This is a genomic window from Aquibacillus saliphilus (genome assembly GCF_020404745.1).
GTDB classification, from domain to species: Bacteria; Bacillota; Bacilli; order Bacillales; family Amphibacillaceae; genus Aquibacillus; species Aquibacillus saliphilus.
Genome location: NZ_JAIZAP010000007.1, coordinates 91,408 through 114,850, shown reverse-complemented (window position 1 = coordinate 114,850; position 23,443 = coordinate 91,408). Strand labels below are relative to the sequence as shown.

Here is a 23,443-nt window from a genome sequence, read left to right as displayed (position 1 = left end):
CATGAAAACCGGTGTTTGGGCGAATAAGTTGGATTTTGAGCGAATCAATCCAAGAGTCGCTCAACACCGATAAAGGCGAATTAATCCTTTTTTGAGGCGAATCTTTGCTAGTTTGGGGTGAATAAACGCGATACTTGGGTGAATCACTTGAGACTCAGGGCGAATACCACTAAAACCGAGGCGAATTAAGTGCCTACTTTAAGTAAAGACCATACGCCGAGCTCGGTAATATAACTTTTTCAGCTTAAAGCAGGAGTTTTTTGTAAAATATAGAATTTAATTAACTATATTTATTTAAATAGGAGGAGTTCGATTGATACTTAAACAAAACACTATTCCATTACGAATTACCCAGGATGAAACTCTGCTACGGAGACTTCCAAATTTCCATCCAAAGCGAACTGCGATTGAAGATGACTTATCTAGGAGGACGGCTGGTTACCGCGGTGAACAAGCATTAGCTTATCAACTGCAGAGACTACCTGATGATCGATTTACGATTTTGCAGGATATTCGTTTACAGAACGGACCTTTATTTTTTCAAATGGATACCCTCGTTATCTCTCCACATTTCCTCCTAATTATCGAAGTGAAAAATATCTCCGGAACATTATTCTTTGATACAACTTTCAACCAGCTAGTTAGAAAAATCAACCAAACAGAAGAAGGATTCAGAAACCCGTTAACACAGGTTAAATACCAAGAGGGACAGCTTAAGTTGTGGTTACTTACAATGAAATTCCCGAAAATACCGGTTGAACATATCATTGCAATTGGTAATCCTTCAACCGTACTAACAACAAATGCACGTGATACTACTATTTATCAAAAAGTCTTACACGTTGAAAATGTTGTTGATAAAATTTTAGAGATTGAGCGAAAGTATCGTAATAATGGTCGCATTGATTTTAACCCTAAATCAATCTCCAAAAAGATTATTCGGAAACACACTCCCCTTTCGATTGACATCTTAGCTGCATATAAAATTCCTCAAACTGATATTCTGACAGGAGTACAATGCCCCACTTGTTTATCACTTCCGATGATTCGCAAACACGGTGAATGGTATTGTACTACTTGCAAATTAAAGTTTAAGAATGCCCACGAAATTGCAATTCAAGACCATTTTCAGATAATAAGCCCGACAATTACTAATAAGCAGTGCAGAGAATTTCTTCACCTCGATTCAACTAAGGTCGCAAACAAAATACTAACTAACATGGACCTGATAACTATGGGCAGAACAAAAGATAGGGTTTATTCAAGTGCCACCTGATGGGAAAGCTCATCACCATGGGACGATAAAGGCGAATAAATTCACATTTGAGCCGAATCTTTGCTAGTTTGGGGCGAATAAACGCGGCATTGAGGCGAATCACCAAATATTTGAGGTGAATCCGCTCACTTTTAGGGCGAATCGACCAAGTATTATCAAGCAGAAAGCAGAAAGAGCCACCCAACAGGGTAGCTCTTTGCCTTATACATTAAATGATGCTGGTTTTTCTTCTGTTTGATCAAAGAAATAGCGGATTGCGTCTGCTATTCTAGCTGATGCTTGTCCATCGCCATATGGATTGGAGGCTTTGGACATTTTTTGATGCGCTTCTTTGTCTGAAAGTAGTTCATGTGCTAGGTTAAAAATATTATCTTCTTCGGTACCAGCTAATTTCAGAGTACCTGCGTTGATTCCTTCTGGTCGCTCTGTTGTATCGCGAAGGACAAGGACCGGAACACCTAGAGACGGCGCCTCCTCTTGAACTCCACCTGAATCAGTTAAAATTAAGTAAGCACGTGAAGCGAAGTTGTGGAAATCAACTACTCCTAATGGCTCAATTAATTGAATGCGATCATCATTTCCTAGGATCTCGTTCGCTGTCTCTTGTACAGCTGGATTTAAGTGGACTGGGTAAACGACATGAATATCGTCATGCGTTTCAACTAGTCGCTTGATTGCCCGGAACATTTGCTTCATGTTCTGTCCAAGATTTTCTCTGCGGTGGGCAGTCATTAATACGAGTCGTTTATTACCAATCCCGTCCAGTACCTGACTAGAATAATCTTGGTTAACTGTAGTTTTCAGTGCATCAATTGCTGTATTACCGGTAACGAAAATCCGGTCTTCACGCTTATTTTCTTCTATTAAATTCTGTTTCGATTGAGTTGTTGGAGAAAAATGCAAATCAGCAACAACGCCAGTAAGTTGGCGATTCATCTCTTCTGGGTATGGTGAATATTTATTCCATGTTCGAAGGCCCGCTTCGACATGGCCTACAGATATTTGATTGTAGTAAGCAGCGAGTGATGCAGCAAATGTTGTTGTCGTATCACCATGAACGAGGACAATATCAGGCTTCGTTTCTTGCATGACCAGGTCGAGACCTTCTAATGCTCTGGTGGTAATTTGAGCAAGCGTTTGTCTAGACTTCATGATGTTTAAATCAAAATCTGGTGTAATTCCGAAAATATCAAGCACCTGGTCAAGCATTTCACGGTGTTGAGCGGTAACCGTAACAATTACCTCAAACTGCTCAGGTCGCTTTTTTAATTCTAAAACAAGTGGAGCCATCTTGATTGCTTCCGGTCTTGTACCAAATATAGCCATAACTTTAATTTTATTACCCATCAAATTCACTCCTGTAAAGTTCTATTACTTCGTTCCGAATAAACGATCGCCTGCATCACCTAAGCCAGGTACGATATACCCGTGATCATCTAGTTTTTCGTCTAATGCCGCAAGATAGATATCAACGTCAGGATGTTCTTCTTTAATTACTTCAATACCTTCAGGAGCAGCCACTAGGCACATTAATTTAATATTTGTAGCACCACGTTTTTTCAATGAATAAATAGCGTCGTTCGCTGATCCACCCGTTGCTAACATCGGATCGATAACAATCAGTTCACGTTCTGCAATATCAGACGGCAGTTTAATATAGTATTCGGTAGGCTTTAATGTTTCAGGGTCGCGATATAAACCAACATGACCAACCTTCGCAGCTGGAATCATACGTAGGATACCATCGACCATTCCTAGACCAGCACGTAAAATTGGAATCAGTCCAATTTTCTTACCACTTAGTACTTTCGTTGTCGCAGTTGTGACTGGTGTTTCTACAGTCGTTTCCTCAACTGGTAAGTCTCTAGTAATTTCAAAAGCCATTAGTCCTGCTACTTCATCAACTAGTTCACGAAATTCCTTTGTTCCAGTTGTTTTTCTTCTTATGTAGGTTAATTTGTGTTGTATTAATGGATGATCCAGTACATAAACATTTCCCACGTTCCGATCACTCCTTTGAATTATTTACATCCTTAAAATTGTACTGAAAAAATGACTATATATCAAGCAATGTTATCGATGTTTGTCGATATTTTTGGTATCTGGGGTGAAAAGTAGCTACCTACCGTAGTTTTACAAAATACGCTAAGAAATATCCCTTGCCAGAAGAACTCCTGACAAGGGATATACTTTTACTTGTAAAGTGGGAATTTGCCTGTCAAATCCTTTACGCGTGCCTTAGCTTCTTTTAATTTTTCTTCATCATCGTGATTGTTTAATGTAAATGCAATAATTGCTGCAACCTCATCCATTTCTTCTAATCCAAAACCACGTGTGGTAACAGCTGCCGTACCAACACGAATACCACTTGTTACAAATGGACTTTCAGGGTCAAACGGGATAGTGTTTTTATTGGTAGTAACACCAATATCATCTAACGCTTTTTCAGCATCCTTCCCGTTTAAGCCGAGGCCACGAACATCAAGTAATAATAGGTGATTGTCTGTTCCGTCTGAAACAAGGCGAACACCTTCTTTTTGTAGAGCTTCACCAAAACGTTTGGCGTTATCGATGATATTTTGTGAATAGGTACGGAAGTCGTCTTGAAGTGCCTCTTTAAAAGCCATTGCTTTTGCTGCGATTACATGCATAAGCGGACCACCTTGCATACCTGGGAAGACAGACTTATCAATCTTCTTAGCAAACTCTTCTTTACATAAAATCATACCACCACGTGGGCCACGCAACGTTTTGTGCGTTGTTGTTGTGACAAAATCTGCATATGGAACAGGATCAGGGTGAAGACCACTAGCTACAAGCCCTGCAATGTGTGCCATATCAACCATTAAATAGGCGCCGACTTCATCAGCAATTTCTCTGAACGTTTTAAAGTTAATCGTACGAGGATAGGCACTCGCTCCAGCAACGATTAATTTAGGCTTTACTTCTTTCGCTTTTTCACGTAATGCATCATAGTCAATGACTTCCGTTTCTTTATCAACACCGTACTCCTCAAAATTGTACAATGTTCCACTAAAATTAACTGGGCTACCATGAGTCAAATGACCACCATGGCTCAAGTTCATCCCTAGAACAGTGTCACCAGGCTCAAGGACAGTAAAATAAACGGCCATATTTGCTTGTGCACCAGAATGTGGTTGAACATTAGCATGCTCTGCTCCGAATAATTGCTTCGCACGGTCACGCGCTAAATTTTCAGCAACATCGACATATTCACAGCCACCGTAATAACGCTTGCCAGGGTATCCTTCTGCATACTTATTAGTCAAAACAGATCCTTGAGCTTCCATGACAGCTTGTGAAACAAAATTCTCAGATGCGATTAGTTCGATCTTGTCATTTTGGCGATTTCTTTCATCCTCGATGGCTTTAAATAGTTCTTGGTCATTTTTCTTTACGTGTTCCATAACAGTATTGCCCCCTTGTACATTTTTGTATATTTTTCGCGTTAACTTATTTATCCGTAAAAAGTCTAAAAAGAACCAAGGACGGAAGAAAGTTTCACGTTACTCACTTGTAGTTTGACCAGTTTCCTAATTAATGACACTGATTGCTCGCTTTATCATCAGGATAAACAGCTCGTTTACCACCGATTAACTTCGGACGAGTTCTTGCAGCATTCACTCTAGCATTTCCCAGATTTCTCTGTGCTAGCCGTAGCGGTACCGCGACACGCTTGATGTGCATCCCAATCATTGTTTCACCAATATCAATGCCAGCGTCAGCAGCGATTGTCTCGACAACTACTGGATTATCAAAGTGTTTGTAGGCATAGGATGCCATTGAGCCACCGGCCTTTGGAACAGGTATTGCTGAAACCTCTTCATACCCACGGCTTATTAGCGTTTCCTTCTCAACCACTAAGGCACGGTTGAGGTGCTCACAGCATTGATAGGCAAGCTCAACACCAGATTGAGTTTTCAATCTGTCTAACTGTTCAAATAGGACTGCAGCAATCTCCTCACTACCTGAGGTACCAATATGTTGACCTGCTACTTCACTTGTCGAACAGCCAATCACAAAAAGGTGACCTTTTTCCAAATACCCATTAGATGTCCACTCATCAACAATTGCAGTAATGTCTTTTTTTAGCTGATCCATATCAAACAACCTCTCAAGAAGCATTTTTACCTGTTTTCGTAATCAGACACTTTGCCAATCCTTGTTGCGTGACGCCCAGCAAGGAAATCCGTTTCTAACCATGTTTTAACAATTTCTCTTGCTAAGCCTGATCCAATTACACGTTCACCCATAGTAATCATATTGGTGTCATTATGTTCTCTAGTTGCTTTAGCACTAAAGACGTCATGAACAAGTGCTGCCCTGATCCCTTTTACTTTATTGGCAGAGATAGACATACCAATTCCAGTTCCACAAATCAAAATCCCCTTATCGAATTCACCACTCGCAACCCGTTCTGCAGCCGGAATTGCATAGTCCGGATAGTCGACAGAATCTTCACAATTACAGCCGATATCTTCAAACTCAATATTCATTTCTGTTAATAAAGATGCAATCTCTTTGCTGATATTGATTCCACCATGGTCAGATGCTAAAATAACTTTCATGATAACGCTCCTTTTTTCACTTGTTTTATGTTATGTCTGAAATTGACTGATCCTGCTTTTCAATACTTTCGCCTGCTCTTGTAACACAATCGCAAGCTCCTCCAAATTTTCAGTAACAGCTGTTTGTTCTTGAATCGATGCACTCATTTCCTCGGCACCGGCTGATGTTTCTTGGGCAATAACTGATACTTCTTGTGATTGTTTAGAGGTTTCTTTTATTTCATCCAATTGTTTTTCTACTAGCTCAAATATATCTTGTATAGTTGTTGCCACTTCTTCTATCGAATATGACATCGTTTCTATTGTCTCATTTGTTGCTTCGCCTTTTTGTGCCTCAATTTTAGCAAACGAGACTTGATCAGTCATACTACTAACGACAAGACGAACATCTTGTTGAATATTTCCAATTAAATCAGAAATCCCTTGAACAGCTCGCGAGCTTTGGTCAGCGAGCTTTCGAACCTCATCAGCCACAACAGCAAAGCCTTTTCCATGCTCTCCCGCTCGTGCTGCTTCAATCGATGCGTTTAGTGCTAGCAGATTTGTTTGGTTAGAAATTTCTCCAACCATAGAAATGATATTTTCTACTTCCATTGCATTTTTTTCTAACCGGTCAACGTCTTGTAGCGACTTTTCTTGTCCAGATGCTAATGATTGTATTCCCTGTACTAGTGTATGTATAACTTGTTTGCTGTTCGATAATTGTTCGACCATCGCTTCTGATTTTTGTTTGGATAATGCTGCTTTTTCCTTTACCTGCCCAGCTAACTGTGTTGAGGTGTCAATAGAGTCGACAGTCTGTAAAATCGCATCCGATGAACTTTCTGCACCAGCTGATATTTGTAAGATAGCTTGTTCAATTTGACTTGTTTGCGTAGCAGTCCTAGAAGCGACTTGTTTCATTTCTTGAACAGATGTATTTGTTTTTCCAAAATTAACTTCAATGTTAGCAATTATTTTCCTGAAACTTGTTAGCATCGTGTTGAATGCCAAAGCTAACGAACGGATTTCATCATCAGATTTCGGAATCAATACCTCTTGATTTAGGTCTCCATTTGCTGCTTTTGTAACTACCTGTTCTAAATTAATTAGTGGTTTGGTAATAAATTGGCTTGCAAAAAACGCAAGAATTCCAGACCAAATAATTCCTAATAATAAGATAATTACAATAAACAATGATTCTGAGATCGCCCAAAAAGATTTAATGTAATCGTAAATAAAGTAAATAAAAAGTGCACTAGTTGAATAAGTGATGACCGCTAATAAAGTTGTAAAGGTAACTAACTTCAAGCGAAGATCAAACTTTACCTTCCTCTTCATTACTTCTCCCCTTTAACATGTTTGATGTGATTTATTTTTAGGTTATTTAGTCAATTTCATAATACTGACTTTTTGTAATTGTCATCCTAATATAGTTGGAATAGACGGTTCCCAAACTATATTAGGATGACAATTACTGCATAAGGTAATTATGAAATTGATTCTATTATTTATTGTCTATTTTTTTGATTAGAAGTTCAACATATTTTTCAATTTCATTAAGGGTTTTAAGGTAATCAGTACCAGAACCGCCAAACGGATCTGCAACATCATTATTAGGAAGGCTAAGCTCCAAAACTTGAATTTCGCTTATCTCTTTTTGTAAATGATCATACATTGCCCGGTCCATTTCATTTTGCTCTAGTTCCTTGCCTCTTTTACTAATAAAATCCGCACGTTTTTCTTCTAAATCGGCATAAGCTTTCTTCAACTTATCCCATGTATCATTGTCTTCTTGGTGAATATATTCTTTAAAGGTAAATAATTTATCATGTACGGTCGGGTATTGAAGTGCTAGTGCTTGTTTATGACTTGAGGTCATTGTAAAGATGAGATCGGCCCATTCCAGTAGTTGAGTTGTTACTGGTTGTGATTGATGGTTAAAACTTATTCCCTTTTGATTCAAAACATCCATTGTTCCTTGTGACGCTGGATGGCCATTACTTGCATAAATCCCAGCAGATTTCACTTCTACAGAAGGTAATTTTTTTCTAAGCAATGCTTCAGCCATTGGACTTCGGCATGTATTTCCAGTACAAATGAACAAAACCTTCATTCGAATAACCTCCAGTTATATTGTGCTTCTTCAGATGTTAGGTCAGGTGATGAGAAGATTAGCAGGATAACAACTTCCAAAAAATCCAATAGTACCCAACTGTTTCTTCCTTTTCCAAACAACTCTTTAACCAAAACTATACCATAATCGCGGCCCTCCGACAAAGAAGTAGGGACTGTTCTCAACCACTTTTAAATGTAGTTGAGAACAGTCCCAGTGTTAGGTAGTCACATTTATTATTTTTTAAAAATTTTCTTATAGAGGTTGTTCAAAAATTCCGGTGAAAATGACACTTCGAATTTCTTCGTTGGCTTGCTTTTCATCCTCATTTTTGAACACGTACTTATAGCGCCTGCGCTTTTATCAGCCAAATATTATTTTCAATCCAAATGCGCAAAGGATACTTCCGCCAAGTAGTTCACTATAGACACCGAGCAATCCTCGTGCTTTTCTACCCAGGAGAAGGCCAGTCCACGTTAAAATCGTGCTAGCAATGCCAAAAAGGAGCAAAGCCAGGAAAGTTTTTACACCAGACATTCCAAGACTTAAACCAACCGAAAAACTATCTAAGCTTACACTTAATGAAAATAAAATAAGTCCAATTCCTGTTGTCCGCATCAGTGATTTTTCTTCTCTATTAAAGGAATTTAGCAGCATTTGTGCTCCTAGTGCGAATAATAACAATCCGCCTCCTAATACGGCAAATCCTTCCATTTTTGTAGAGATAAACCGACCTAACATGATACCGACAAACGGCATTGCCATATGGAAAAACCCTACCGTTAATCCGACCATAAAAATTCTCTTCAACCTTAATGACTGCATCCCCATTCCCAAACTAACTGAAAATGCGTCCATCCCTAAGGCTGTAGCCATGAGTAGTAGGGAAAATATCTCCCCTATATGTACCACTGTCATCCCCTTGCCAACCTCCTCCCGGACATGCTATTTCACTATATGCATGGACAAGGAGGAATATGTGAAATCAGGGGTTAAAATTCAGTTGCCTCTAGAGTGTCTGGTTAACTTTTTTCGTTGCCGCTTTATGAAGCCGATTCATAATCGCTTCTCCTACACCTGTTTGTTCAAAGGTTTCACATAAGATCAGGTCAACATCACTTTTCTTAAACGCTCTTAGTGTGTCATATAAATGAACCGCTACTTCCTTTAAATCAGTACGAGATCCACACGTTTTAATATTATCTGCTTCTATAAGTGAGGCTAATTCAGTACTCGCCATGATACCAACTTTAAGTCCCTCGGCAATAGCAGAATCAATTTGTGCTTGGAAAAAGTCGACATCGCCATCGATTAGCGATAACGGGGCATCCGGTTGATAGTGATTATATTTCATCCCTGGTGCTTTTGGCTGATCAGCCTCTACTACTAAGGCAGGGTCAACCATAACCATGCCTACCACCTGCTCAATTTGCTGTTTAGTTATCCCGCCTGGTCTAAGTATTACCGGAATTTCGGTTGTGCAATCAAGGACCGTCGACTCTAAACCAACCCCAGTCGTACCACCGTCTAAAATACCCGCGATTTTTCCGTTTAAATCTTGAACAACATGATCGGCACTTGTTGGGCTTGGCTTACCCGATTTATTTGCACTTGGCGCCGCTAATGGAAGTTGACATACTTCTAACAATTGTCTTGCCACTGGATGAGATGGAATTCGAATTGCAATTGATGATAACCCGGCAGTGACATTGGTAGCAATTGTATTGTTACTTGGTAAAATTATCGTCAGCGGTCCAGGCATAAACGCGTGAATTAGTTTCTTGGCAACATCCGGGACATGGGTAACGTACTGTTCTATTTGTTGTTTATTAGCTACGTGAACAATTAGCGGATTATCGGCCGGTCTGCCTTTGGCCTGAAATATTTTAGCTACAGCCTGTTCATTAGTTGCATCAGCACCTAAGCCATAGACTGTTTCTGTTGGAAAAGCAACCACTTCTAGCTTTTTTAATAAGTTAGCAGCTGCTTCTATTTGCAGTACGTCCTTTGTTATGTTTTCTATTTTCCAAAGCTTTGTTTTGTAAGTCATTGTTTTCTCCTTTTACTGATAAATCAACATGATAAATAGCAAATTAACTGAATTATCAACACTTTATCCACATTATGAAACGAACAATCGATTTTAGCAAGTGGTACTGGTATTTTAAACTATCTACAAATTATATGGTAGATGAATTTCAGGAGGGATCTTTTTGGAAACGTTTTAACAGAGCCTTTTATCACCCCATTCGCTTGTCGAACAATCTAAAATTAACAGAAAAAAATCCCTTACAGAGGATAAGGAACCGGATCGTTTTGAGCTGATTAATTTTGAGTTTTTATTATGTTATCAACAACTTATCCACATGCATTTACTAGTTGCTAACAATAATTGCTCAATTATCAACAATTGTTAATAAGTTATCCCCTGAGTTAACTGACAACTGTGTAAAACATGTGGATAATTATTTTTTATTGTTTGTTCTATTTGTGTTTATTGCTATTGATGGAAACTACGACGTAACTGCTAGTTCCACTCTAATTGAATTGAGTGCCATACGATCATCGCTTCGTCAGAATACTTCGCTTTCCGTGGGCACGGCCTCAGCCTCCTCAGAATCAAAAAACGATTCTTCCGGGGTCTTCGGACTCGTGGGACTGCGATTACTCGTCCCATCGAAAACCTTTCGCTGTTCCCACAGGAGTCTTCGTATTCTGCCTACGCTTAGTAGTGGTGTTCTGATACTATTCTAAGCTGCGGACGCTGGTATAGTACTGACTAAACACCTATTATTTATAAATATAGTTGTACTGATTGATTGGAGCGGAGGGCAGTCGACTCCTGCGGTAAAAGCAACAAAGCTCTTCGTGCGACGAGTAACCGCAGGAGCAGCTGAAAATCCCGCAGGACAAGGAAAGCTTCAATGATTTTACATCGCACGCAGAAAAAGTGTTTTCCTTTTTCAAGGAAGCGATTTTCTTCCGAGGAAGTTGAAGCGTTGCCCGCGGAAAGCGACTGTCCGGAGCGGAAATCAACTCAGTAGTTACCTCGGAGTCTATAGATTTTATGTCAAAAACAACAAATAACTTTGGCGGGACGTGTAACCGCAGTCCCACTCTTTGAGAAAACGGCTTTTTTAAGTATTTACATGTGGAACCTTAGCGGGATCTATTCTCCACCATTCACCATTGTCTTTTATCTCGTCCCAAGCAAAATGCGGTACAAGATGTGATTCGAAGTTTAATAGAGATAATAACGAGTTTAGTGATTGCTGATGACTGCATACATATAGGTTGGAGGCTGCTTTTTCATTAGCTAGTGCAATTGCAGCTTCGATAATAGCTAAAGGAAAAGCTGTTGGGACTCCTTCTTTTATGTACAAGCTTTTTAACCAATAGCTATTTTCTTCAACTGGGGATAAGGCAAAATATGCTTTATACTCCTGTTTGTACTCTACTAAATATCCGTGTTCCAATAAGTTTGTTTTGCTTTCAAACTGCTCCCATTTGTCTTCGAAGAATTGCTCTAGTACTTGTTCTCCCAATTTTGAAGTACTTACAAATTTCATTCGTCTCCACTCCCTATCAGATTTGTATTACTATTCTATGTTTGATAGAGAGAGATATGCTAGATTTTAACTAAACCATTTCATAAAGAAAAATTCTACCTTTACTTCTTTTTCCTTTTCGTCGTCGTTGTCTTCATTTGACTCTTGCTTTTCGTTATCATCCTCGGCAACACTAGTACCGTTCGAAAAATCTAAAAAGCATAGTGGCGGAAATAAAACACACCACCAATTAGCTCCTTTTGCTTCGCCTAGGCTAATCAGAATTGCTTCATATGAGCCAGCGGGATAGACATACGTTCCATACACCTTGGCCGGAAATTTGACATCGTCACTGTACTGCACTTGGTAAGATTGGTCGATACCTTCTTCTTCCAACGTAGCCGCTACTTGTTGATCTATCTCATCTAACCGTTTTTGAATAACCAGTCTTGCTTCATCTATATCTGCAATTTCTTCGACCCATTTAGTAATTTCTTTATTAACCTGATCTCGGATTGTGTGTTTTATTTTTTGGTCCTCATCGGTATCGCTGTTAGCTAATATTCTTAGGCGAATCGCTTCATCCGGGATAACCTGGTAATCTGATGATTGCGGCTTTTCTCCTTGGCCTTGACCCTGGATTGGATATAAACTGAATAATAGTAAAAACATTATAAATACCAAAAGATAATTTTTCATGATTCCTGCCCCTTTCAACTAACGATTTATCCACAGTATGGGCAGGTAACTAATCTTTTAAACTTATAAACTAGTATTTTTTATTTAGTTATCCACATCACTTAACTTTTTGTTACCAACTACTAGCTAGTGAAAGCTAAATAAGTTCAGTTATCAACAACTGAACTTAAGCTTTTCCTATTTCAGCAAACACCATCCGGTCTTTATTGTTAATATCTTTGCGAATTTCAATCGTACTGTCTGGAAAATGATGTTCGATTATCTCTGCTACTTGCCTGCCTTGTTGATAACCTATTTCAAAAGCAATCAAGGCATGATCCTTCACGACACTTTTAGCCTGTTCAACAATTTTCATATACGCAGCTAAGCCTTGTTGCTCGGCAAAAAGCGCTAGATCCGGGTCATAATTTTTGACCGTATCTGATAGCGAATCCTTTTCACTATAAGGAATATAGGGTGGATTTGATACGATAACATCAAGCTTTTGATTTGCGTCAATAAACGGCTGCAGAAAGTCTCCCTGCTTAAAGTAAAGATCAGCCTGTAACTTTTCCGCATTACTTTTAGCAACGACAAGTGCATCTTCAGAATAGTCACTCGCCCAGATATCCACAGCTGGATGCTCTAATTTTAACGTAATGGCAATAATTCCGCTGCCTGTTCCAATATCCGCTAGTTGAGCTGGCTCCGACAAATGATTCCTGTTAAGATACTCACCTACACCTACGATTAACTCTTCAGTCTCAGGTCTGGGGATAAGTACATGTTTATTCACAGCAAACTGTCTACCATAAAAAGATTCCACGCCAGTCAAATGTTGAACAGGCACACCTGTTTCGGCGTGGGCCGTGATATCCTTTTCAAAAGCTTGAATTACTTCTCCTGGAACTAGGTCACGCATGGTAGCAAGTAGTTGGGCTCTACTAATACCTAAATGGTGTTGCAACAAGATTTCAGCAATGCGTGTTTCACGGTTATGCTGTGTTAAAAAAAGAGAAGCCCAGTGGAGGGCTTCATGAGTATACATTTGTTTGTCTGACATATTATTCACCTAGTTGATCCATTTTCTTTGTTTGTTCTTCAATAATTAACGCCTCTATAAATTCGCCCATTTTACCTTCCAAAATCTGATCCAATTTTTGAATAGTTAATCCAATACGGTGATCGGTAACACGGTTTTGCGGGAAATTATAGGTGCGAATCCGCTCAGAACGATCTCCAGTACCAACAGCAGAACGTCGCGTTTGATCGTATTCATCCTGTGCTTCTTGACGAACGCTATCATAAATACGAGCACGCAAGATTTTCATTGCTTTTTCTTTGTTCTTAATTTGAGATTTCTCATCCTGAATCGAAACAACTGTACCTGTTGGGATATGTGTTAGTCGAACGGCAGACATTGTTGTGTTAACACTCTGACCACCCGGTCCACTGGAAGTAAACGTATCTACTCGAATATCTTTTTCATGTACATCCACTTCTACTTCTTCTGCTTCTGGCATAACAACAACCGTTGCTGTCGAAGTATGAATACGACCGCCTGATTCAGTTTCTGGTACACGTTGAACACGGTGCGCACCATTCTCGAATTTAAAGCTTGAATAAGCACCTTTACCGTTAATCATAAAAATAATTTCTTTGTAGCCACCAACACCAGTAGAGTTGGCGTCCATCACATCAAGCTTCCAGCCTTGTGTCTCGGCATACTTTGAGTACATACGGTATAAGTCACCAGCAAACAACGCTGCCTCATCACCGCCAGCAGCCCCTCTGATTTCCATGATAACGTTTTTGTCATCATTTGGATCCTTAGGTAAAAGGAGTACCTTCAACTTTTCCTCGAGTTCTTCTTTTTGTTCAGCTAGTTCAGTAATTTCGGATTTAACCATTTCATACATATCTTGGTCTAGATTATCTTCAAGCATTACTTTTGCATCATCCCACTGGGAAGAAACATCTTTATATTGTCGGTACACTTGAATGACATCTTCTAAATCGGATTGCTCCTTAGAGTACTCTCTTAATTTACGTGTATCACTAATTACATCTGGGTCACTTAATAATTCGTTTAATTTATCATAACGAGTTTCTAGCGATTCTAATCGATCTAACAAGACTTCCACCTCTTTCTCCTTAACAGTCTAATTATAGTACAGGAGAAAACCCCCGTCAAAAGGCTTTTTAACAATTCACACTAAAGCTTTAGTTATTCTACGCTAACATGGACGTCATAGCGCTGAGTAACACCCTCAATAGCTGATTTTATATTGGAACTCCAATCCTTTTTTTCAAATTCATTCATTGGCGCATTTATTTTCACTCTTACATACGCATCAGACTGATTGATGGAGACCGATTGCACCTTTACATCTGGCATCCGTTCAGCAGCCTGCTTAATTGTTTTTTTGTCTCTGATCACATCCACACTTTCTCCTGTCTGATCAAATGTCCGAGGTCCAGGCTGATTAATTTGTGTGAAGCCCTCATCAGTCGTCTCAAATTCATCAGGACCAAGCGGCGCTTCAGGGTCACGGATAACTTCAGAACGATCGTCGCCCTGCTGACATGCTGTAAGTAGTATTGACAAGATAACTAGACACAAAATTTCACGAAGTTTCATTAGTATTCAGGTACCTCCTCTAAGTATTTACACTTACCATTTAGTGTTCCCAAGTAGTGGAAATTTTATCAAGAGAAGTTGTGCGGAATTTGGATCGAGGCGAATCTTTCTTCGTTTGGGGTGAATAATTTGGAATTTGGGGCGAATCATTTCGATTTTCAGGCGAATAGTTCTACTTCTGGGGTGAATCAGGGCTAACTCGGGGCGAATAACCTATTGAGAGCATTGTTTCGGTTTTACTGAACAGATTTTTTGCATATAAAAAAAGGAGGGTAAATCGCCATAAATACAAAAACGAGCTCAAATTGAGCTCGTTTAAATACTATTTGTTTAGCTTCTTTTGATTTGAACTTCGGATGATAATTTTATATGGTTCATCCTTCATAACCTTTTTAATTTCTTCGGTGGCTAGAAATTTTTCAACAGTTGTTTCAAGATCTGCTGCAAATTCTTTCGCATCTTTGTCTGTACTTTTAACCGTTGTTTTGACAATTATTTGTAATGGGGCAGGGTGAAAAGAATATGCCATCCCTTTTGTATGAAATTCTTCTCTCGCTCGAAGTGCCTCATGAAGCGGCCCGATCACTTTGCTACTAACAGCCATTTCGAGGTCTCTTCGTTCCTCGTTATATTTATTTAGTTTAACTTCAAAATCACCAAAATCATGTTGTCCAATCACTTCTTCTATCAATTGTTTTAATTCACCGTTTCTAGGTTCATTATCTGGGATATCAAGCTGAACATAGTGATCAAATTGATTATGCGTGACACCAAATGTTGTTATCTCAAAACCTTCAGCATCTAATCTTTCGCTTATTGCTTCCATTAATACTTCGGTTTCTTCCATGTATTGTTTTGATTTTTCATCTAAGTTCGGCTCAATGTTACGATGTTCCTTGAATTTTTCTATCTCTACTGAGAAAGCATCGTAGTTACTCTCTCCTAGGATTTCTTCAGTCTTATCCTTAACCTGATCTTTAACGTCATCATAGTACTGATCAGTACCATCAATCGAAACATAAATAATTTTATCTGGATAGGCAGAATCACTTACACCTTGAACCTGGTAGCCTTGTTCTTTTAATTCATCACTAACAATTTTTACGATCGATTCGGATTGAATAAGGTTTAAAAATGGGACCTTCGCTAGGATTTCTGACATTGTTGGTGAAATAAATGCAGAACCTATTAGTAAAAAGAAACCCAAAACAATAGCGCTAGAAGTAACTACCCATTTGTTTTTAATAAAGTGAAAGGAGTCTCGGTCCATTTCACCTTTTGCTTTATTAACACCAAGCCGAGCTCTATCTTGCAATTCAGTTGGTATATCAATATTTTCTAATTCGCGTTTAATTTTATTGCTCATACATATCGTCCCTCCTTACTTGGTTACGGAGCTTTGCTAATGCACGATAAACCACGGATTTCACCGTTCCTAACGGGAGATCCTCCAATTCAGAAATCTCATGAAAAGTATAGCCGAAGTAATATTTCAAAAGAATAACTTTTTTTTCTGTCTCATTGAGGTCTTCCAATATGTTGTTAAGAGTAATCGATAAAGGGATATTATGATCTTCAGTCCCAATAAACTGTTCATGGTCTGGGTGAAGTTGAACAACCTTCTTGTTTTTCCTTATTAAATCAATCGAGCAACTAACTGCAATTTTGATTATCCAAGACTTTACGTAGTTAGGATTCTTTAAGCTGTTAATATTCTTAAATGCTTTGTATGCAGTTTCTTGCACTATATCTAAGGCATCATGCTGATTTTTGACATAAACATATGCAGTTCGGTATATATCTTCTTCGTATTCCTTAAAAAGCTTTAGAAATGCTTTATCACTACCCTTTTGAGCTTTTGCCACTAACCTTTGGATTATAATCACCTTCCCTGTCTGACTCTTTAATACTTATTAGACGATTAAACATTAGATTTGGCTCAACAAATTATATTTTATTTATGCTGTTTTCTAAAAGATTCAGACTGCGGTTCTCGTCCCATCAAAAAAAATTATTTTTTTAATACAACATCTATACTATGACGAAACTTTTTCCTTATTTATAGTGGAATCGGATTTCTACAGAGGAAGTGGAGTCGTTGACCGCGGAAAGTGACTGCATGTAACGGAAATCAACATAGAGTTATAAGGTAGATTTAGGGGGATTGAAAGTAATTACGGATAAATCTAGAGGGGATTTTTATGCGAAGCAAAACGAGCCTGAATTAGTTCAGGCTCGTTAGAAATACTTATTTATAGTTAGCTACTTTAGATGCACCAATGTTCCATTTTTGAATGGGACGATTCGGGACCTGGTGGTGGTGACGACATCTTGGTTCGTATGATTCCGAGGCACCAACCAAAATAATCGGATCATCATAAGATGCGGGCTTTCCATTAATTAACCGCTGCGTTCTACTAGCAGGCGAGCCACAAATCGGGCAGATCGCATTTAATTTTGTCACCGTTTCACTTAACGCCATTAAATTAGGCATTGGGCCAAAAGGTACACCACGGAAGTCTGTGTCTAGTCCAGCTACGATCACACGGTGACCGTGATTTGCTAACTCATCAACTATTTCGACGATGTTTTCATCAAAAAACTGCACTTCATCAATACCTACTACGTCTATGTTTTTATCCATATGTTTAATTATATCCTCGGAGCTATCAACAGGGCGAGCCATAACAGACGTACCATTATGAGATACCACCGACTCTTCTGAATACCGGCTGTCAATTGCAGGCTTGTAGACTCTTACAGACAGATTTCCATATGTAGCACGACGGACACGCCTTATAAGTTCCTCTGATTTACCTGAAAACATGCTGCCACAAATAAGTTCTACCCATCCACTTTGTTTCATTACATACACGCGCGGGCTCTCCCTTCATCAGTTAGAAAAATGCACTATTATTTTGTGTGATTAACCATTAGTATTTGTTAATTTATTCGTCAGTATCTGATAAAATTTTACCATTTATTTATATAAATATCAGGGTTATTTAAAAAATAACCTAAAAAAAGATTTCAAAATCATTTTGGGCGCAATTTTGATTTTTTGCACTTTCAAAAAGAAAAAAACAGGCAAAAGTTAGACAATTTGCCTGTTTCATCTTGGTTGGAACAGAGTCCATACCGATTTTATTCAATCTAGGAAGCGTTCGGCTGAACGAGCCTGCTTCGCTTTTTAGCCAAGATTGTATTTTTTCTTAAATCTGTCTACACGGCCGCCAGCTTTGTCAGCTTTTTGCTTGCCAGTATAGAAAGGGTGAGAATCTGAGCTGATTTCTACACGGATTAATGGGTATGAGTTACCATCTTCCCATTCAATAGTCTCTTCTGAAGACTTTGTTGATCCTGTAAGAAATTTGTAATCAGAACTTGTATCAAGGAATACTACTTTTCTGTAACCTGGATGAATATCCTTTTTCATGTCTTTCCACTCCTTTTGCCCTGAATCCCTTGGAAACAGAGTTATTGTAGAGCTACTAAAGCAATTTTGCTTTGTAGCATTAAAAAATATTAACCTATAAAGGCAATATTTTATAATAGTATAAAACTCATACAGAAAGATTATAACAGTGTAAAAATTGCTTTGCAACAACTTGTTTCTAATTTTACTCTATCAACAAAACAAGTTTCTCTGTTAGGATCTGCGGTTCATCCCTTTTCGCTTCATTTCTTCGTCCATATTTTGGAAGAATTCTTCATTATTCTTTGAATTTTTTAATTTCTTTAAGAAACGTTCAAGGAAATCTGGAGAGTCTTGCATTGTTTTTCTAATCATCCACATCTTATCAAGATAATCTTTTGGAAGTAATAGCTCTTCTTTCCTTGTACTTGACCTTACAATATCCATTGCAGGGAAAATACGACGGTTTGCAAGGTTTCTATCTAAGTGCAGCTCCATATTACCGGTTCCTTTAAATTCTTCATAGATAACTTCATCCATACGCGAACCAGTATCTACTAATGCGGTAGCAAGGATTGTAAAGCTTCCACCTTCTTCAATATTTCGTGCAGCCCCGAAGAACCGTTTTGGACGATGGAACGCTGCTGGGTCAATACCACCGGATAGTGTTCGGCCACTTGGCGGAATTACTAGGTTATACGCTCTTGCTAATCGAGTTATACTATCCATTAAAATAACTACATCTTTCTTATGCTCTACTAAACGCATTGCTCGTTCTAAGACTAATTCTGAAACTTTGATATGGTTTTCTGGTACTTCATCAAATGTAGAACTAACAACATCAACATCAGGATGAACAGACCGTTCGATATCCGTTACTTCCTCAGGACGCTCATCCACTAATAGAATGATTAACTTTGTATCAGGATGGTTCTTCGAAATACTATTAGCAATTTGCTTTAATAGCATTGTTTTACCAGCTTTTGGTGGTGCTACAATTAAGCCACGCTGCCCATGTCCTACTGGTGTAAGCATATCAATAATGCGAGTAGATATGTTCTTTGTTTCTGTTTCTAATTGCATTAAACGATCTGGATATAGCGGTGTTAATGCTGGAAAATGGACACGTTCTTTTGCAATTTCAGGGTTCTCCCCATTAACAGCATCTACGTGTAGTAAGCCATAATACCTTTCATTTTCCTTCGGTGGACGGACTTTACCTGAAACTGAATCACCATTACGGAGATCGAAACGACGTATTTGCGAAGCAGATATATAGATGTCTTCAGCACTCGGGGAATAATTAATGGGTCTTAAAAATCCAAATCCTTCCGATGGAATAATTTCCAAAATTCCGTCCATGAATAAGAATCCACTTTTTTCAGCTTGAGCCTTTAAAATAGCAAAAGTGAGTTCTCTTTTCGTTAATTTAGAATAATATGATACTTTAAATTCTTTAGCTTTCGCATAGAGGTCCTTTAATGTCATTGACTCTAATTGAGCTATTGTTACTTCAGCCACAAAATCACCACACCTATTTAATTTTATATTTTTAAATCTTGTTCTACTTAATACAAACATCAAGTAATAGTTAAAAAAGTTCAGGCTCTATCAATGAAAATAACTACATATCAAATATAAATAGTATTACAGAGTATTTCTGTAGCACACATTTATTTTGAAAAATTATGCTGTTATAAGCTATTGGATTAATGCAATTCCTGAAATGAAGTTCTTACCTGGAAATTGGTTTTTAAAGCTGTCAGTACTTGATGAAGAATTCCTGTGGAGTATGGATTTCCGTAGCAACTGAGCTATTCCAAGAAGATAGGATGGAAAGCATAAAGCTAGAATAGAAGTTTTAATTTCTTGAGTCATGGATAGGATTGCCTAAATCTATTTTGTTAAACCTCTTCAATAGTACCTGTTAAAATTAGATTATTCAACTCTATTTTACACTTAAATTCAAAGTTATAACATAATATTCGTACATTTTTGAATTTTTTTGAGTAATTGCGTCATTTTCCTTGTATATCGCTACAAATAATAGTGCTTCTTAAAATAATAGTTGGATTATTTATACAGAAGATAGCAAATAAGTATAAATTTTAATTGGTTAGGGATTATAAAGGAGAGGAAGCTAAGGTGTCTTAGCTTCCTCTGGAGTTAAAATTTCAAGAGCTGTTCCTGTTGTTTTAAGAGTTCTGGAATTGCTCTATTTCAGCTTCTGTCATCTCTTCACGCCATATCTTGGCACCAAGATTGGATAATTTTTCAGTTATTTGTTCATAACCCCGATCAATGTGCTCAAGTCCGGTTATTTCCGTTATGCCGTCTGCCATTAATCCAGCCACAATTAAAGCTGCCCCTGCACGAAGGTCACTAGCTTTTACCTTTGCACCTTCTAGCTGGACTGGGCCAGTAATTATTGCTGAACCACCCTCTACTTTAATTTGAGCATTCATTCTTCGCAACTCGTCAATATGTTTAAACCTTGCTTGGTAAATCGTATCTGTCACTAAGCCTGTACCTGTTGCGCGTGTTAAAAGTGATGTGAATGGTTGCTGTAGATCAGTTGGAAACCCTGGATGCACCAGCGTTTTGATGTCTACACTCTTTAGTTTCTTCGCGGGTTGGACCAGTAATTGTTCATCCCCCTCTTCAATCGAAACTCCCATTTCACGTAACTTCGCTAACACTGGTTCAAGATGTTGAGGGATAACATTATCAATTAGCACTTTCTCACCTTGAGCAGCAGCTAAAATTGTGTAAGTACCTGCTTCAATTCTGTCCGGAATAATTGTGTGCATGCATCCTGTTAATGTTTCGACACCTTCAATTCGGATAACATCGGTACCAGCACCTTTAATCTTAGCACCCATGCTAGTTAATAAAGTAGCTACGTCAATTATTTCAGGTTCTCTTGCTGCATTCTCTATGATTGTTTTACCTTTTGCTCTAACAGCTGCCAGCATAATATTAATTGTAGCACCGACACTTACAACATCTAAGTAAATTCGTGCACCTCTGAGTTCATCAGCACGCAAATAGATCGCACCTTGTTCATTTGTTACCTTCGCACCTAAAGCTTCGAAGCCTTTGATGTGTTGATCAATTGGCCGAGGTCCAAGATGACAACCACCCGGCAAGCCAATGACAGCTTTTTTGAATCTACCTAACATAGCTCCCATAAAATAATAGGAAGCCCGGAGTTTTTTCACTTTACCGTTTGGTAATGGCATTGAAGTCATTCGACTGGGATCAATGTGAATCGTACTGCCACTCCATGAGACGGTGCCTCCTATTTCTTCTAGTAACTCCCCTAAAATATCAAGATCTGAAATTTGTGGCAATCCTTCAATGATGACTTTTGAATCGGCTAGTATAGCTGCAGGCAACAGTGCTACTGCACTATTTTTCGCTCCACTGACTCTTACTTTACCGTTTAAAGGATAGCCTCCTTCTACGAGTATTTTTTGCATAGGAAACTCCTCACTTTTTCGAGGTTGATGTAACAAAAACGGATATATATTTACCCGCCATTTTGTCCTTCTTTTTAGATTAAAAAGAAGGAGCTATTTATAACAACCTTAGTTTGCACAAATTTACCAAAACAATACATTATTTCTTACATTGAATCAATTCATAATTGCAAAACATCAGTATTATGAAATTGACTATATATTAATTATTAATTTTAACAAATATAGGAACATTATTAAAGCTTGTATTAATCACTATTGATACTTGCTAGTAGAAAAGCTCGACGTTTGTCAGGTAGTGTCGAATTTCGGATTGTATCGGAAAGTTAATTCGCACTATTTATCATTATATATATAATTGAACCAACAAGCTAATTTTTTTGCTTGTAAAGGAACAATATTAATGGCACTTACTCGCATAACCGTTTTCGCTCTTACCTGTCCCGTGTTATTTCAATCCACATTTGTTATCAAAGCACCGAGAACTCTTGGCCGCTACTACGATACTTGTTTTTTAGATTGCTTGAGCCTGCATCAATTTAAAGAATCATCGTAACCATATTACTTTTTTTCTCATACAAAAACCCCAAAGAAGAAATTAACCTTGGGGTTCCGTTCTATTCTTTATAAGTCAAGACACGCCTTAGCTGATTCAAGTACTTCATCTATTGATTTACCTAGACCTGATTCAACTGCAGCCACATAAGCTCCCTCTAACAAAGGAACATTTTCTGCTACTTTAATGTTGTCATAGTCGGATAATTCGACCGCAAGCTCAGCATTCATCATTGCACTGCCTAAGTCAAACAGCAATAGCACTCCTTTTTCGTTATGCGCTCGGTTGATTGCTTGTTGAATCTTATCTACACTTGTTCCGATCTCGTCATCCTCTGTACCTCCAGCCAGCTCAATCGGTACATTATGGATAACTTGACGAATGATATCCTTTATTCCTTCTACCACTTTAGGGCTATGTGAAATCAAAACAATTCCTACGTTTGACATACCTTATATGCGCTCCTTTTGTTCAAATTGTTTTTAAGGGGTTCTGCTCGCTACGCCTCTTTGAAAATGAGCACTTGAAGAACACCTTTATGTTGATAAAACCTCCGCCAATGCTTCAAATAAATAGTAAGAAGACATAGCACCTGGATCAATGTGTTCAATTGATCGATCACCTAGATAAGCAGCTCGACCTTTTGTAGCTTTTATGTGCTTTGTAGCCTCGACAGCGACTTTTGCTGTAACAGCTAATTGTTCCGGATCTACTTCTTCACTCTCTTTCAATAATTTAAGTACAGGTGCCCAAACATCAATCATTGTTTTATCACCTTCTTTTGCCTTCCCTCGCATTACTATTCCTTTTAGCCCTTCATCAATTGCGTTAGTAAAGGATGTAAAATCTACCTCTTTTCCATTTCCTTTGAGAGCTGTCGACATCTTTAAAAAAGCTGTCCCATACAATGGACCTGATGCACCACCGACCTTACTAATTAATGTCATAGCCACATCCTTGAACACTTCCGCTACTGTTTCATATTCTGAAACATGAACTTTGCTCATTACCTCATTAAATCCACGCGACATGTTAATTCCATGATCTCCGTCACCTATTGCTTGATCAAGTGTTGTAAGGTATTCCCTATTCTCTTGCACTTTTCCATTGGTAAGTCTAATCCAATTTATGCTGTCTTGAACTGTAAGTAACATGGTACACTC

The 23,443-nt window shown here is 38.4% G+C and carries 23 protein-coding genes; 1 reads left to right on the top strand and 22 read right to left on the bottom strand.

The window, feature by feature from the left end; genetic code table 11:
• Nucleotides 1-313 precede the first annotated feature (313 nt).
• The gene (locus LD272_RS09130; RefSeq protein WP_226036302.1) at nt 314-1,276 is read left to right on the top strand and encodes a nuclease-related domain-containing protein; all 963 of its coding nucleotides are present in this window, start codon (nt 314-316) and stop codon (nt 1,274-1,276) included.
• Nucleotides 1,277-1,477: 201 nt separating this feature from the next.
• Here LD272_RS09130 and wecB read toward each other — a convergent pair whose 3' ends face one another.
• From wecB to dhaL, 22 genes are all read right to left on the bottom strand, one after another.
• Nucleotides 1,478-2,623 carry a non-hydrolyzing UDP-N-acetylglucosamine 2-epimerase gene (gene wecB / locus LD272_RS09125; RefSeq protein ID WP_226036301.1) on the bottom strand — a complete coding sequence of 382 codons (1,146 nt, stop codon included), beginning with the start codon at nt 2,621-2,623 and terminating at the stop codon, nt 1,478-1,480.
• A gap of 24 nt (nt 2,624-2,647) precedes the next feature.
• A complete protein-coding gene (upp, locus tag LD272_RS09120) occupies nt 2,648-3,277 on the bottom strand; it encodes a uracil phosphoribosyltransferase (protein ID WP_226036300.1) in 630 nt (209 codons plus the stop codon).
• A gap of 191 nt (nt 3,278-3,468) precedes the next feature.
• The gene (gene glyA, locus LD272_RS09115) at nt 3,469-4,704 is read right to left on the bottom strand and encodes a serine hydroxymethyltransferase (protein WP_226036299.1); all 1,236 of its coding nucleotides are present in this window, start codon (nt 4,702-4,704) and stop codon (nt 3,469-3,471) included.
• Between the two features lie 130 nt (nt 4,705-4,834).
• Nucleotides 4,835-5,398 (bottom strand): TIGR01440 family protein, encoded by a 564-nt coding sequence (locus LD272_RS09110; RefSeq protein WP_226036298.1) that lies wholly within the window; start codon nt 5,396-5,398, stop codon nt 4,835-4,837.
• A 26-nt stretch (nt 5,399-5,424) separates the two neighbouring features.
• Nucleotides 5,425-5,865, bottom strand: coding sequence for a ribose 5-phosphate isomerase B (rpiB, locus tag LD272_RS09105; RefSeq protein ID WP_226036297.1), 441 nt, complete (start codon nt 5,863-5,865; stop codon nt 5,425-5,427).
• Nucleotides 5,866-5,895: 30 nt separating this feature from the next.
• Nucleotides 5,896-7,185 carry a methyl-accepting chemotaxis protein gene (locus LD272_RS09100; protein ID WP_226036296.1) on the bottom strand — a complete coding sequence of 430 codons (1,290 nt, stop codon included), beginning with the start codon at nt 7,183-7,185 and terminating at the stop codon, nt 5,896-5,898.
• 166 nt (nt 7,186-7,351) lie between these two features.
• Entirely contained in the window at nt 7,352-7,960 is a 609-nt protein-coding gene (locus tag LD272_RS09095) for a low molecular weight protein arginine phosphatase (RefSeq protein ID WP_226036295.1), read from the bottom strand.
• A 363-nt stretch (nt 7,961-8,323) separates the two neighbouring features.
• The gene (locus LD272_RS09090) at nt 8,324-8,878 is read right to left on the bottom strand and encodes a manganese efflux pump MntP (RefSeq protein ID WP_226036294.1); all 555 of its coding nucleotides are present in this window, start codon (nt 8,876-8,878) and stop codon (nt 8,324-8,326) included.
• A gap of 91 nt (nt 8,879-8,969) precedes the next feature.
• Complete coding sequence (locus LD272_RS09085) at nt 8,970-10,010, bottom strand: L-threonylcarbamoyladenylate synthase (protein WP_226036293.1); 1,041 nt, start codon at nt 10,008-10,010, stop codon at nt 8,970-8,972.
• 1,087 nt (nt 10,011-11,097) lie between these two features.
• Nucleotides 11,098-11,529 carry a hypothetical protein gene (locus LD272_RS09080; RefSeq protein ID WP_226036292.1) on the bottom strand — a complete coding sequence of 144 codons (432 nt, stop codon included), beginning with the start codon at nt 11,527-11,529 and terminating at the stop codon, nt 11,098-11,100.
• Nucleotides 11,530-11,595: 66 nt separating this feature from the next.
• Nucleotides 11,596-12,207, bottom strand: a complete 612-nt coding sequence (spoIIR, locus tag LD272_RS09075; protein ID WP_226036291.1) for a stage II sporulation protein R — start codon at nt 12,205-12,207, stop codon at nt 11,596-11,598.
• 166 nt (nt 12,208-12,373) lie between these two features.
• The gene (gene prmC / locus LD272_RS09070; RefSeq protein WP_226036290.1) at nt 12,374-13,249 is read right to left on the bottom strand and encodes a peptide chain release factor N(5)-glutamine methyltransferase; all 876 of its coding nucleotides are present in this window, start codon (nt 13,247-13,249) and stop codon (nt 12,374-12,376) included.
• A 1-nt stretch (nt 13,250) separates the two neighbouring features.
• Nucleotides 13,251-14,321: a peptide chain release factor 1 gene (gene prfA / locus LD272_RS09065; RefSeq protein ID WP_226036289.1), complete on the bottom strand. Its 1,071-nt coding sequence runs from the start codon at nt 14,319-14,321 to the stop codon at nt 13,251-13,253.
• Nucleotides 14,322-14,413: 92 nt separating this feature from the next.
• Nucleotides 14,414-14,827 (bottom strand): hypothetical protein, encoded by a 414-nt coding sequence (locus LD272_RS09060; RefSeq protein ID WP_226036288.1) that lies wholly within the window; start codon nt 14,825-14,827, stop codon nt 14,414-14,416.
• A gap of 322 nt (nt 14,828-15,149) precedes the next feature.
• On the bottom strand, nt 15,150-16,193 hold the full coding sequence (locus LD272_RS09055) for a DUF4030 domain-containing protein (RefSeq protein ID WP_226036287.1): 1,044 nt from the start codon (nt 16,191-16,193) through the stop codon (nt 15,150-15,152).
• Nucleotides 16,183-16,713 (bottom strand): sigma-70 family RNA polymerase sigma factor, encoded by a 531-nt coding sequence (locus LD272_RS09050; RefSeq protein WP_226036286.1) that lies wholly within the window; start codon nt 16,711-16,713, stop codon nt 16,183-16,185. Before LD272_RS09050 ends, LD272_RS09055 begins: the two co-directional genes overlap by 11 nt.
• A 362-nt stretch (nt 16,714-17,075) precedes the next feature.
• A complete protein-coding gene (locus LD272_RS09045) occupies nt 17,076-17,702 on the bottom strand; it encodes a thymidine kinase (protein WP_226036285.1) in 627 nt (208 codons plus the stop codon).
• A 315-nt stretch (nt 17,703-18,017) separates the two neighbouring features.
• On the bottom strand, nt 18,018-18,263 hold the full coding sequence (locus LD272_RS09040) for a type B 50S ribosomal protein L31 (protein ID WP_226036284.1): 246 nt from the start codon (nt 18,261-18,263) through the stop codon (nt 18,018-18,020).
• Nucleotides 18,264-18,476: 213 nt separating this feature from the next.
• Entirely contained in the window at nt 18,477-19,763 is a 1,287-nt protein-coding gene (rho, locus tag LD272_RS09035; RefSeq protein ID WP_226036283.1) for a transcription termination factor Rho, read from the bottom strand.
• A gap of 674 nt (nt 19,764-20,437) precedes the next feature.
• A complete protein-coding gene (murA, locus tag LD272_RS09030; protein WP_226036282.1) occupies nt 20,438-21,724 on the bottom strand; it encodes a UDP-N-acetylglucosamine 1-carboxyvinyltransferase in 1,287 nt (428 codons plus the stop codon).
• A gap of 624 nt (nt 21,725-22,348) precedes the next feature.
• Nucleotides 22,349-22,729, bottom strand: a complete 381-nt coding sequence (gene dhaM / locus LD272_RS09025; RefSeq protein WP_226036281.1) for a dihydroxyacetone kinase phosphoryl donor subunit DhaM — start codon at nt 22,727-22,729, stop codon at nt 22,349-22,351.
• An 87-nt stretch (nt 22,730-22,816) separates the two neighbouring features.
• Nucleotides 22,817-23,434, bottom strand: coding sequence for a dihydroxyacetone kinase subunit DhaL (gene dhaL / locus LD272_RS09020; protein WP_226036280.1), 618 nt, complete (start codon nt 23,432-23,434; stop codon nt 22,817-22,819).
• Between the last annotated feature and the right edge of the window lie 9 nt (nt 23,435-23,443).